Here is a 12,760-nt window from a genome sequence, read left to right as displayed (position 1 = left end):
TCAGGATTCATCAATCCTGAAGTTCCAAAAATCCGGAATCCATAAGGATTCCGGATTTTTACTGCTCAGTATTGAGTCAATGTTCTGAGCTATTTCAGAAGTTGGCTTCTATGCTTTTCTCCGTAATGTTCCATCGATGCGATATATGTGAAATCAAAAAGACCCATGCCCGATCCTCATTGAGGATGCTTTTTGTCACGCTCTTTCAACTACCTTTACAATTTGTGGCATCTCACCCTCTGCTACAAATTTAAGTAGGGTTAACGTAACCTTTACTTCCACTCCGTGGCTTTCCATATATTTATCTTTTACGGCCTGTACCGCCTCTTCTATAGAGTTTGCGGTAATGTGTCCATGGCCAGAGTTATGTGTGCCGCCCACTGCATGGGCTGTATAGCCATATTCCGTGCTCATTTTATTTTCCTCGGTTTGCGAGTTGACGCAGGAAAATAATGATTGAACTAAAGCGCTGTTCCTACTGTCAAGATTTACAGTTCTTGATATCTAATCGGAATATTATTTTTGAAGTATAAATATATATAGGAGCCAGCAGAACTGTGGCGCTTGGGTCGGTCGTGCTCTCCGATGGGTGTAGCCTTCTGTCCCCGGTGATTATTCGCATCTCCGCCTGTAACGTCCGGGCCGCAACGCGGCCCGACAAATCGATTCCTCTCGCTACAAATTTTTCGCCTACTGGGTACCAAACATCGCCGTCCAGTAAATCCCCGCATCACTTTTCGGGTCCATGGCATAACCGGCGCCCAGCTCGCGGTACTGCGGGTTCATCAGGTTGGCGCAGTGCCCTGGGCTTGCCAGCCAGCCGTCCACCACCTTGAGGGCGGTGTCCTGGCCGGCGGCGATGTTTTCGCCGATCAGTTGGCCAAGGTAGCCAGCCAGTTCGGCTCGGTCCCCGGGCGTGCGACCGTCGCGGTCCTTGTGGTCGAAGAAGTTGTTGTTGGCCATGGCGCGGGCATGGGTCACGCCAGCGAGGGCCAGAGTGGCGTTCCACGACAGCGGTGTCGTGGCCGCGAAGGCTTCGGTGCCGCAGCGGCGCGGTTGTGCGCGGGCGCTGTTGATCAACTTCAGCAGTTTCTGGCCCTCGGCCTGCCAATCACCTAAACGCGCCGACAACAGCGGGCGCGCCAGCACGATGCGCCATTCGCGGTCCATGCGACTGACCCCGATGTCGACGAACTGCGGGTCGAGCACTACCTGACAGAAACTCTCCTGCACGGCTTTCATCGCCGCTTGGGCATCCCGCGGCCCCGACAGGCTGATGGCCTGCACATTGACCATCGGATAGGCTGCCCGCGCCAGTGCTTGCTGCAGGTCGCCGATGCCGTTGGCCGACAGGATCAACCGCGAATCCATGGCCAAGGGTGGCAGCTCCAGCGAGGCCTGGCCGGCGCAGCTCTGGGACTGGCTGCGGTAGAGATTGATGGACTCGACCAGTTGCGTCTCTTCGGTGGCGGTGGCCCCGACGGCGAATGCCAGGCCGAGCGACAGCACGACCAGACGCATGGCGGATGGAATGGCACGCATGTAAATCTCCCTTGAGCGGACGGCGCCTATGATGCGCAATTTCTGCCCTCTTGGGGCAACGGTTTCACGCTCTATTGAAATCCCTGGAGTGACGCCGTCTGGCACCGCTCGGGACACTCCTCAAATCATGGGATCAATTTTGCGCCGAATAAGTCCGTTACCGTGGCTGCAATTTCATCTGGACAACAATTGCCCTGAATCTGCCTTCATGACCCGTGTCAAACTCGTGGAAGGCCAACGACAGAATCCGAATCATGCAAAAGAGCACCTACGAACTGCTGGAAGTCGCCAACGGCAAGCCCGTCAAGCTTTGGACCCAGGGGGTGCCAGTGGAAGCCGAAGCCCGCCAGCAACTCATGAACACAGCGAAGATGCCATTCATCTTCAAACACTTGGCGGTAATGCCCGATGTGCATCTGGGTAAAGGCTCGACCATTGGCAGTGTGATCCCCACCGTGGGCGCAATCATCCCCGCTGCCGTCGGGGTGGATATCGGCTGCGGCATGATCGCCGCCAGAACCTCGCTTACGGCTGCCGATCTCCCGGATAACCTCCACGGTTTGCGCAGCGCCATTGAAAAAGCCGTGCCCCATGGGCGTACCGTCAGTCAGGGTGGGCGGGACAAAGGTGCATGGAACAGCGTTCCACAACAGACCGACAGAGCGTGGGCCGCGCTGGCCGAGCGGTTCAAGGCGATCACCGACAAGTACCCGAAGCTGACCAAGACCAATCATCGTCAGCACCTTGGCACCCTGGGTTCCGGTAACCATTTCATCGAGGTCTGCCTGGATGAGGCCAACCGGGTCTGGTTCATGTTGCACAGCGGCTCGCGCGGCGTGGGTAATGCCATTGGCAACTTGTTCATTCAATTGGCCCAAGCCGATATGCGCCAGCACCTTGCCAATCTGCCGGACCGCGACCTGGCGTATTTCGAAGAGGGAAGCCGACATTTCGACGATTATGTCCAGGCGGTGGGGTGGGCCCAGGATTTCGCCCGTCAGAATCGCGCACTGATGATGGACGCGGTGATACACGCCACCCGCCAGGTCATCCGCAAGCCGTTCGACGTGGCGCTGGAAGCCGTCAATTGCCATCACAATTATGTGCAGAAGGAACGGCATTTCGGGCGCGACGTCCTGGTGACCCGCAAGGGCGCGGTGTCAGCGCACAAAGGCGAGCTGGGGATCATTCCCGGCTCGATGGGCGCCAAGAGTTTTATCGTTCGGGGCCTGGGCAACGAGGAGTCGTTCTGCTCCTGCAGCCATGGCGCAGGGCGGGTCATGAGTCGTACCCAGGCGAAAAAACGCTTCACCGTTGAAGATCAGGTTCGCGCCACCGCTCATGTAGAGTGCCGCAAGGACGAGGCCGTGATCGACGAAATACCCATGGCCTACAAGGATATCGACCAGGTCATGCATGCCCAGCGTGAGCTGGTCGAGGTGCTGCACACGTTGCGCCAGGTGGTCTGTGTCAAAGGTTAGCGGAGCCCGACATGTTGAACGTGGTTGAAAGACATGCCAGCGCAGTCTTGCGCCAGCGGATGGAGAAGGCCGGCTGCGCCTTCGATTTTCTCGTGCTCGCCCCCGAGGCCGGCGAGGCGATCACCCCGGTGCTTCATCGGCGGGCGGTGGATCAGTTGTTCCAGTCCATCAGGAGCCTGTGGCTGGAGCGGCATCGCGAGTTGGTGCGCGATCCCCGTTTTGCCGGCGCCGCGCCCCCCAATATGAGCTGGGATCTGGACAAGGCCATGCCCAGGCCTCTGGATTCGCAAGAAGTCGCCCAACTTCTGCACGCCGACAAGGACGATCACAATCGGCCACCTTTCGCCCTGTACCAGGCCTTTTGCGAGCCGCCTTACGGCACCCGTTTCGTCGATGACAGCCCACAAGCGCTGTTCAAGGACTGGCTCGATCTGCTCGGGCTCGAAGCCGGCGTCGAGGTGCAGACCTGGGTCGATAACTTCAACGTCGACTGGCTGGCCAGCGACGAACCCGATCCGGCGCGTGATCCATGGAGCAATTACTTCGAGGACGGGCTGGAGTGGTGGGGCGTGTGGTGCCTCAGCATCTGGAATGCCCGTCGCCGCGTGTTGAGCGTGCTGGCGGCCAGCACCACGGATTGAATCAGGAAAGGCCTGGCATCCGTCAGCGCACCGCATGCACCTCACCCGCCGGCACGGCGCGAGTCATCACGCTGATGGCCGCCAGGGCGGCGATCACCAATCCTGGCGACGTCGCCAACAGCACACCCGTCATGCCTGCCCCGGCCGCCAGGATCTGCCCGGCGGCCAAGGGACCTGCCACCGAACCCAGGCGTCCAATGGCAACCGCCGCACCGACGCCAGTCGCCCGTACGGCAGTGGGATAGGAGGGGGGCGCCAAGGCATAAAGCACTAGCTGCGCGGCCATGACGAACAGTCCGGCAGCGAAACCGGCCATGCTCATCGGCACGATACCGACCGAAAAACCCACTCCCGCCAGGGCGCTCAACAAACCGGCGTAGACGAACAGTACCACCTTGATGCCATTGCAACGGTCCAGCAACAGGCCTCCGATCAGCGAACCGAGGGCTCCACCCATATTGAACAGCATTTGTACCAGGCCAGCCTGGGGCTTGCTGAAGCCTTGTTCCACCAGCAACGTCGGCAGCCAGTTGAGTAGCATGTACATCACCGTCAGGGTGAAGAAGTAACTCATCCAGAGGGCAAGGGTGGTCCGGCTGCGGCCCTCGCCGAACAGCGCCTTGCCAGTAGAACCACGGGCTTCTGAGTCAGTCGCTCGCGCCTGGCGAAAAGCGCTGGACTCCGGCAGCCACAACAGCATCAACGGCACCGCCAGCAACGGCGCCAGGCCGCCAATGAAAAACGTCATCTGCCAGTGTTCGCCCGACAGCATGGCGACCACCGCCGCCAACGCTCCCCCTAGCGGAACCCCCGCGTACATCACGCTGATCGCCGTGCCACGTCGTTGTTCGCCCACGGCCTCGGCGCACAGAGCAATGAGGTTGGGCAGGGCGGCGCCAAGGCCCAGGCCGGTCATGAAGCGCACCAGTAGCAGGCTGGAAACGTCTTCTACGTGAGCGGTGCCGAGGGAAAAGATTCCGAACAGCAATACAGCACTGATCAGGATTTTCTTGCGACCGATGCGATCAGCGATCCAGCCGCCGAAGAAAGCGCCCGGTAGCAGACCGATAATGCCGGCACTGAATACCCAGCCCATCATCTTCGGGTCCAGGGCAAAGGTCTGTCGCAGACCGGCGGCAGCGGTGCCGGCCGATTGCAGGTCGAAACCCTCGATCAATGCGACGATAAAACACAAGGCAATGGTCAGCGTTGCGCGACGCGCCGAATGGTTCATGACAAGTCCTCTTATTGTTTTTGTCGGGCCGCCGGTTATCGATCCGGCTTGCAGCGAAATTTAGATTAACAAAGATAACTAAAGCTCGATGGATTTTTATCGGCGTCTTGTCGCTGAGAATTAATTGTTGAAAATCAAGCTCTTAATTTTGTAAACCAATAAGTCGTTAAAATAAGTTAATTATATTAATGTTCGATTATCGGTCATTTCTGGTTGACGGGAACCGCGACGGATTTCCATTCTTGCGTCGGTATCCCTGCCCGCCGGTAGGGTTTCGATCAAAAAAACAACAATAACGGACTTCGAACATGGCCAATCTTTCCCGGGGCGCTTGTGCATCGGCCCCAGTCACTCGCCTCGCTCCATTGCTGGCCAGCCTCGGGCTGAGCCTGTATTCGGTCACGGCCTCGGCTCAAGGATTTCTCGACGACAGCCACGGCACTCTGACGCTGCGTAATTACTACATGGACCGCGACTACAAGGACAATGGCGCCAAGACAGCCGCCCGGGAGTGGGCTCAGGGTGTGATCATGAACGTGGAGTCGGGTTATACGACCGGCACTGTCGGTTTCGGCCTGGATGCCCGCGGGTTGATGGGGATCAAGCTTGATTCTTCGCCGGATCGCAGCGGCACCGAACTGCTGCCGGTGTCCAGCCGCGACAGGCGTGCTCCGGATGAGTATTCGCGCCTGGCCCTGACGGGCAAGCTGCGCGTCGGCCAGACCACCGTGAAAACAGGCGACGTGTCTATCTTCCTGCCGTTTGCGTTCGCCAGTCCCTCACGACTGCTGCCACAGACCTTCCGCGGCACCACGCTCAGCTCAAAGGATTTCGACGGATTGACGTTCAATACCGGGTACATCGACCGCATCAACCGGCGCGATTCCACCGACTATCAACCGATGAGCATTGCGTCCCCCAACCGGCGTTTCAACGGTGCGGCCACTTCGTCCCACCTGGTTTATGCCGGCGGCGATTACCAGGTCGACAAGGCACTCAGCCTGCGGGCCTATCATGCCGAAGTGAAGGACTTGTACCGGCAGGACACCCTGGCGTTGTTGCATGACCTGCCGCTTGGAAGCGGGGTGCTGACCACTGATCTGCGCAGCTTTTTCAGTGCTGAAGACGGTGCTGCCAAGGCTGGAAAGGTGGACAACCGCAACGTCTCGGCCTTGTTCGGCTACCGCTGGGGCGGACATCGCGTCAGCCTTGGCTACATGCATGCCAGTGGCGACACCGCCACGCCTTATGTGTCCGGCACCGAGCTGATGGGCTTGAGCGAAATGACCATGAGCTCGGATTTTCTCAATGCACGGGAACGTACCTGGCAGGCGATTCATGACTACGACTTCGCCGCGGTGGGCGTACCGGGCCTGAGAACTCGATTGCGTTATGTGCGTGGCGATCACATCGAACTGGCGGCCTTCGAGGCCGAGGATCGCAAAGAGCGGGAGTTCCAGATGGAGCTGGGGTATGTGATCCAGAGTGGCCCGCTGAAAAACGTCGGGCTGCTGGCGCGTAAGTCGATCTACCGCAACGACTTTCCAGCGGCTGCGGCGTTTCGTGACGAGAACCAGACCCGGTTCCTGGTGACCTACAGCATGCCGATCTGGTAGGGCTCGATGCGACGGTGGCGAGGAGGTTTATACCCTCGCCACCGTGTGTATCGGGGCGTTTATGACTGATAGACCTTCTTCAGCAAACGCAGCAGTTCCTCCCGCTCCGCGCCCGAAAGGGCGGCCGTGGACTCCAGATCACTCTGGGAGGCGATCTGCTTGAGTTCCTTGAGCAGGGTCTCGCCGGTTTTGCTCAGGAATATCCCATAGGAGCGCTTGTCCGGCTTGCAGCGCACCCGTACGGCCAGTGCCCGGCTTTCCAGTTTGTTCAACAGCGGTACCACCTGTGGCGGTTCGATTGCCAGGGCCTTGGCCAGGTCGGCCTGCATCAGGCCGGGATTCTGGTCGATGATCGCCAGGGCCGAGAACTGGGCGGGTCGCAGGTCGTGGACGGCGAGCCGGCCGATCAGGTTCTGGAACAGTTTCAACTGAGCGCGGCGCAAGGCGTAACCGATCAGGTCGTCCAGTGCGGAGTCCAGTGGCGCCTGCGCGCTGGCGACATCAGCCATGGCCTCGGCGGCTTCGGCAAGTTTTGCAGACTTGGCCATTGAAAAAAGCATCCTCAAGGTGAGTGGTTAACAAGGCTATCCAGTTTGCCGGGGTTGTGGGGCGCTGGCTACGGTCGATTGAATATTTGTCTCTCCGACGTGCAACGATTCGGACGTCCTGATTCAGATAAATTGATTAATAGTTAATTGACATAACTAGTTTTGCGGTTTAGCTTCTGCTCATCTTCAGCCCAGAACAAGAGAGCATGCGTCATGAGCAATTACGAAGGTCGCTGGACAACCGTCAAGGTGGACATCGAGGAGGGCATTGCCTGGGTTACCCTCAATCGTCCGGAAAAACGCAACGCCATGAGCCCGACCCTCAACCGTGAAATGGTCGACGTGCTCGAAACCCTCGAACAGGATCCAGCCGCCGGCGTGCTCGTGCTCACCGGCGCGGGGGACTCCTGGACCGCTGGCATGGACCTCAAGGAGTACTTCCGCGAGGTGGATGCCGGGCCGGAAATCCTTCAGGAAAAGATCCGCCGCGACGCTTCGCAATGGCAATGGCGACTGCTGCGCATGTACGCCAAGCCCACCATTGCCATGGTCAATGGCTGGTGCTTCGGCGGCGGCTTCAGTCCACTGGTGGCGTGCGATCTGGCGATCTGCGCCGACGAGGCCACGTTCGGCCTTTCGGAAATCAACTGGGGCATCCCGCCCGGCAACCTCGTCAGCAAGGCCATGGCCGATACCGTCGGCCATCGCCAATCGCTGTACTACATCATGACCGGCAAGACGTTCGACGGGCGCAAGGCGGCCGAGATGGGTCTGGTCAATGAGAGCGTGCCCTTGGCGCAACTGCGCGAAGTCACCGTGGCGCTGGCGCGCAACCTGCTGGAGAAAAATCCGGTGGTGCTGCGGGCGGCCAAGCACGGGTTCAAGCGCTGCCGCGAGCTGACCTGGGAGCAGAACGAAGACTACCTGTACGCCAAGCTCGACCAGTCGCGCCTGCTGGACAAGGAGGGAGGCCGTGAGCAGGGCATGAAGCAGTTCCTGGACGACAAGAGCATCAAGCCGGGGCTGCAAGCCTATAAGCGCTGAGCTGCGTGGGCTGGCGACTGTTCGTCGAGGGCCCTCGACGCTACTGTGAACGTATTCCGATAAAGACAATAAAGAGGAATCATCATGCTGGACGTGCCCCTGTTGATCGGCGGCCAGTCGTGCCCCGCCCGTGACGGTCGGACTTTCGAACGTTGCAACCCGGTGACCGGCGAAGTCGTCTCGCGCGTGGCTGCGGCCACCCTGGAAGACGCCGACGCGGCAGTCGCTGCCGCGCAAGCCGCGTTTCCCGCCTGGTCCGCGCTGGCCCCCAATGAACGCCGTACCCGGCTGTTGCGAGCGGCCGAGCAGTTGCAGGCCCGCAGCGATGAATTCGTCGCCGCGGCTGGCGAGACCGGTGCGATGGCCAACTGGTACGGTTTCAATGTGCATCTGGCGGCGAATATGCTGCGTGAAGCCGCGTCCATGACGACCCGGATCAATGGCGAAATCATTCCCTCGGACGTCCCTGGGAGTTTCGCCATGGCCCTGCGGCAGCCCTGTGGCGTGGTGCTGGGCATTGCGCCATGGAACGCTCCGGTGATCCTCGCCACCCGTGCCATCGCCATGCCGCTGGCCTGCGGTAATACCGTGGTGCTCAAGGCTTCGGAAATCAGCCCGGCGGTGCACAGGCTCATCGGTCAGGTGTTGCAGGACGCCGGCCTGGGCGATGGCGTGGTCAATGTGATCTGCAACGCGCCAAAGGACGCTCCAGCGATTGTCGAACGCCTGATTGCCAATCCCGCGGTGCGCCGCGTCAATTTCACCGGCTCGACCCATGTCGGGCGCATTGTCGGTGAGCTGTCGGCCCGTCATCTCAAACCGGCCCTGTTGGAGCTGGGTGGCAAGGCGCCGTTTCTGGTATTGGCCGACGCCGACCTGGACGCTGCGGTGGACGCGGCGGCCTTCGGGGCGTATTTCAACCAAGGGCAGATCTGCATGTCCACCGAGCGGTTGATCGTTGACGCGAGCGTAGCCGATGCGTTTGTCGCCCGGTTGACGGCCAAGATCGCCACGTTACGCGCCGGCGATCCGGCAGCCAGCGATTCGGCGCTGGGGTCGCTGGTGGACGTGAGCGCCGGCCTTCGCATCAAAGGCCTGATCGACGATGCCCTGGACAAAGGTGCGACGCTGCTGGCAGGCGGTCAGTTGGACGGCAGCATCCTGCAGCCGACCTTGCTCGATGGCGTAACTCCGCAGATGCGGCTTTATCACGAAGAGTCCTTCGGCCCCGTGGCGGTGGTGTTGCGCGGTGAGGGGGATGAGGAACTGCTGCGCCTGGCGAATGACTCCGAGTTCGGTTTGTCGGCAGCCATCTTCAGCCGCGACACCGCTCGAGCACTGGCCCTGGCCCAACGGGTCGAGTCGGGCATTTGCCACATCAACGGTCCGACGGTGCACGACGAGGCGCAAATGCCCTTCGGCGGCGTCAAGTCCAGCGGTTACGGCAGTTTTGGCGGCACGGCGTCCATCGAGCATTTCACCCAGTTGCGTTGGGTGACGCTGCAGAACGGACCCCGGCATTACCCGATCTGAAATCCGCCGCATCGCCGGCCATCCATAATAACGACAAGATCGCAGCCAGACGCTGCCGCGCTCCGCTCGTGTGAAATACGACCCGAGCGCGCCTTGGTGGAGGAAATGTACGTGAGTTCCGAGTTCAGATCGTCCTCCCGACCCGGCCCGGGGCGTTATCGCCAGGTGTCGATTGGTCACCCCGCCGTTGAGGTCAGCGAGGAACAGGGTGTCCTCCACATGCGATCCCTGGAAACCCTGGCCCCGTTGCCGGCGCGTTTGCTCGATCGGCTGGTGCATTGGGCCCAGAGGCGCCCGCAACAGACCTTCATCGCTGCCCGCGTGGCCGGCGGTGATTGGCGCCGGGTCAGTTATGCCCAGATGCTCGACAGTGTCCGGGCGATTGCCCAACGTCTGCTGGGCTACGGCTTGTCCGCCGACAAGCCGCTGGTCCTGCTTTCAGGCAATGACATCGAACACCTGCAGATGGCCCTTGGCGCGATGTACGCCGGGATTCCTTATTGCCCGGTGTCGCCGGCCTATTCATTGTTGTCTCAGGATTTCGCCAAGCTGCGGCATGTCTGCGACCTGCTGCAACCGGGGCTGGTATTCGTCAGCCACGCTGCGCCTTTCGAGCGGGCGATCAACGCGGTGTTGCCGGCGAACATTCCGTTGATCACGGTAAACGGCGAGATACCCGGACGAGCCCGGACAAGCTTCGCCAGCCTGCTGGCGCAACCCGGCGGTGCCGAAGCCGAACAGGCCTTTGCCGCGACCGGCCCCGACAGCATCGCCAAGTTTCTCTTTACCTCGGGCTCCACCAAGTTGCCCAAGGCCGTGATCACCACCCAGCGCATGCTCTGCGCCAACCAGCAAATGTTGTTGCAGACCTTTCCGGTGTTCGGCGAAGCCCCGCCTGTGCTGGTGGACTGGTTGCCGTGGAATCACACGTTCGGCGGCAGTCACAACGTCGGTATCGTGCTGTACAACGGCGGCACCTTTTACCTGGACGACGGCAAACCCACCGCCCAGGGGTTCGCCGAGACCCTGCGCAATCTCAAGGAAATCTCCCCCACGGCTTACTTGACCGTGCCCAAAGGCTGGGAGGAGTTGGTCAGCGCCCTGGAGCAGGACGGCGAACTGCGCGAACGCTTTTTCGCGCGCATCAGTCTGTTCTTCTTCGCGGCGGCAGGGTTGTCCCAGAGCACCTGGGACCGGCTCGACAAAGTGGCCGAGCAGCACTGTGGCGAACGGATCCGCATGATGGCGGGGCTGGGCATGACCGAGGCGTCACCGTCCTGCACCTTCACCACCGGGCCGCTGTCCATGGCCGGCTACATCGGCCTGCCGGCGCCGGGTTGCGAGGTGCGCCTGGTGCCGGTGGACGGCAAGTTCGAGGGGCGCTTTCGCGGGCCGCACATCATGCCCGGCTATTGGCGCTCGCCTCAGCAGACCGCCGAGGTGTTCGACGCGGACGGCTTCTACTGTTCGGGCGATGCAATCAAGCTGGCCGATCCCGGCAATCCACAGTTGGGGCTGATGTTTGACGGGCGAATCGCCGAGGACTTCAAACTGTCTTCCGGGGTCTTCGTCAGCGTGGGACCGTTGCGCAATCGGGCAGTGCTGGAAGGCACGCCGTACGTGCTGGATCTGGTGGTGACCGCGCCGGATCGCGAGTGCCTGGGGGCGTTGGTGTTCCCGAGATTGCCCGAATGTAGACGTCTGTCGGGTCTGCCGCCGGACGCCAGCGACGCCCAGGTGCTCGCCAGCGAGCCGGTGCGCCAGTGGTTCGCCGATTGGCTGCAACGCCTGAACCGCGAAGCCAGCGGCAATGCCAGTCGTGTGGAGTGGATAGCACTGCTCGACGAACCGCCGTCCATCGACCGGGGGGAAATCACCGACAAGGGCTCGCTCAACCAGCGTGCGGTGTTGCAGTGGCGAGCGGCGAAAGTCGAGGCGCTGTATCGCGGAGAAGATGCCTCGATCCTCAGGGCAGGGCACAGCGGCTGAACATCAGGGGCTGACGCAGTAGGAGCAAGGCTTGCCCGCGATGGCGGTGGGTCAGCCTTATTGATGTTGGCTGATGTTCTGCTATCGCGAGCAGGCTCGCTCCCACAGGGGGGTGTGGCAAAGAAGATGTTTGAGTATCGACCGAAACGCTGTGGGAGCGAGCCTGCTCGCGATAGCGGCCTGCCGGACAAATCGATCTAGCTGACCCACCGCCATCGCGGGCAAGCCTTGCTCCCACAACAACTATTCCCTCCACCTGTATTGCACCCCCGCCGTGACACCCAGTCCCAGGCCTTCTACTATGGCGGCTGTCTTTCTCCCTGGAAGTCTGTGGATGAGTAAGCCCGGCCAAACGGTGCTGGTTGCATTGCGCAAAATGATCGCCTCCGGTGAGCTGGCGGCTGGTGAGCGGCTGATGGAGATTCCTACCGCGCAGTTGTTCGGTGTTTCGCGGATGCCGGTGCGCATGGCGTTCCGGACCCTGGAGCAGGAAGGGCTGCTGGTGCGCTTTGGCGGTCGGGGATTTCAGGTGCGTTCGGTCAGCGCCGAGGACATTGCCGGTGCCGTCGAGGTGCGCGGCGTGCTCGAAGGCCTGGCGGCCCGGCAGACGGCCGAGCGTGGCCTGTCCGAAGAAGCTCGTGCCACGCTCGAACGATGCCTGGTGCAGGGTGATGAGTTGTTCGCCAAGGGTTATGTGACCGAGGAAGACCTGGAGGTCTATCACGACCTCAACATGCGCTTTCACCAAGTGATCGTCGAAGGCAGCCACAACCCGGCGATTGCCGACGCGCTTGCCCGCAACGACCATCTGCCATTCGCTTCGGTGACCGCACTGGCGGTAGACCGGCAGAACATGGCCGCCGAGTATCGTCGCTTCAACTATGCCCACATGCAGCATCACTCGGTGTTCGACGCCTTGATCCATCGCCAGGGCGCCCGGGCCGAGGCGATCATGCGCGAGCATGCTAACGCGACTTTGCGCTACGCGCAGGTGTTCGGCTCGACCCTGGCCGATGAGCGGATGAAGGTGATTCTTCGTCCGCAGTGAACATGAGTGCCTTTGTGGGAGCGGGCTTGCTCGCGAATGCGGTGCATCAGTCGACTGCGATATGACTGATCGACCGCATTCGCG

At 60.9% G+C, this 12,760-nt stretch carries 11 protein-coding genes; 7 read left to right on the top strand and 4 right to left on the bottom strand.

Annotation, left to right across the window (positions count from 1 at the left end):
- Positions 1 to 195: 195 nt before the first annotated feature.
- Positions 196 to 414 carry a hypothetical protein gene (locus LCU97_RS06455; RefSeq protein ID WP_156315976.1) on the bottom strand — a complete coding sequence of 73 codons (219 nt, stop codon included), beginning with the start codon at positions 412 to 414 and terminating at the stop codon, positions 196 to 198.
- 276 nt (positions 415 to 690) lie between these two features.
- The gene (locus LCU97_RS06450) at positions 691 to 1,542 is read right to left on the bottom strand and encodes a CAP domain-containing protein (protein WP_053156844.1); all 852 of its coding nucleotides are present in this window, start codon (positions 1,540 to 1,542) and stop codon (positions 691 to 693) included.
- A gap of 254 nt (positions 1,543 to 1,796) precedes the next feature.
- Between LCU97_RS06450 and LCU97_RS06445 the strand changes: the two genes are divergently transcribed.
- Positions 1,797 to 3,023, top strand: coding sequence for an RtcB family protein (locus LCU97_RS06445; RefSeq protein WP_053156840.1), 1,227 nt, complete (start codon positions 1,797 to 1,799; stop codon positions 3,021 to 3,023).
- Between the two features lie 11 nt (positions 3,024 to 3,034).
- Positions 3,035 to 3,664: a hypothetical protein gene (locus tag LCU97_RS06440; protein WP_053156837.1), complete on the top strand. Its 630-nt coding sequence runs from the start codon at positions 3,035 to 3,037 to the stop codon at positions 3,662 to 3,664.
- A 22-nt stretch (positions 3,665 to 3,686) separates the two neighbouring features.
- Here the strand turns inward: LCU97_RS06440 and mhpT are convergent, their stop codons facing one another.
- Positions 3,687 to 4,898 (bottom strand): 3-(3-hydroxy-phenyl)propionate transporter MhpT, encoded by a 1,212-nt coding sequence (gene mhpT / locus LCU97_RS06435; protein ID WP_232775916.1) that lies wholly within the window; start codon positions 4,896 to 4,898, stop codon positions 3,687 to 3,689.
- 308 nt (positions 4,899 to 5,206) lie between these two features.
- On the opposite strand from mhpT, the gene LCU97_RS06430 reads away from it, so the two are divergent.
- The gene (locus tag LCU97_RS06430) at positions 5,207 to 6,514 is read left to right on the top strand and encodes an OprD family porin (protein WP_232775915.1); all 1,308 of its coding nucleotides are present in this window, start codon (positions 5,207 to 5,209) and stop codon (positions 6,512 to 6,514) included.
- Between the two features lie 59 nt (positions 6,515 to 6,573).
- Here the strand turns inward: LCU97_RS06430 and LCU97_RS06425 are convergent, their stop codons facing one another.
- Complete coding sequence (locus tag LCU97_RS06425; RefSeq protein ID WP_053156829.1) at positions 6,574 to 7,062, bottom strand: MarR family winged helix-turn-helix transcriptional regulator; 489 nt, start codon at positions 7,060 to 7,062, stop codon at positions 6,574 to 6,576.
- 213 nt (positions 7,063 to 7,275) lie between these two features.
- Between LCU97_RS06425 and LCU97_RS06420 the strand changes: the two genes are divergently transcribed.
- The 4 genes from LCU97_RS06420 to LCU97_RS06405 all read left to right on the top strand — a co-directional run bounded on the left by LCU97_RS06420 (position 7,276) and on the right by LCU97_RS06405 (position 12,676).
- Positions 7,276 to 8,106, top strand: a complete 831-nt coding sequence (locus tag LCU97_RS06420; RefSeq protein WP_232775914.1) for a p-hydroxycinnamoyl CoA hydratase/lyase — start codon at positions 7,276 to 7,278, stop codon at positions 8,104 to 8,106.
- A gap of 84 nt (positions 8,107 to 8,190) precedes the next feature.
- Complete coding sequence (locus LCU97_RS06415; RefSeq protein ID WP_232775913.1) at positions 8,191 to 9,639, top strand: aldehyde dehydrogenase; 1,449 nt, start codon at positions 8,191 to 8,193, stop codon at positions 9,637 to 9,639.
- Between the two features lie 111 nt (positions 9,640 to 9,750).
- Positions 9,751 to 11,628: a feruloyl-CoA synthase gene (locus tag LCU97_RS06410; RefSeq protein ID WP_232775912.1), complete on the top strand. Its 1,878-nt coding sequence runs from the start codon at positions 9,751 to 9,753 to the stop codon at positions 11,626 to 11,628.
- A 334-nt stretch (positions 11,629 to 11,962) separates the two neighbouring features.
- Entirely contained in the window at positions 11,963 to 12,676 is a 714-nt protein-coding gene (locus tag LCU97_RS06405; protein WP_053156821.1) for a GntR family transcriptional regulator, read from the top strand.
- The last annotated feature ends 84 nt before the right edge of the window (positions 12,677 to 12,760 follow it).

The sequence above is a fragment of the Pseudomonas uvaldensis genome, assembly GCF_021271205.1.
Taxonomy (GTDB): domain Bacteria; phylum Pseudomonadota; class Gammaproteobacteria; order Pseudomonadales; family Pseudomonadaceae; genus Aquipseudomonas; species Aquipseudomonas uvaldensis.
The sequence above is the reverse complement of the archived record's forward strand: the minus strand, read 5'-3'. Positions and strand labels throughout refer to the sequence as shown.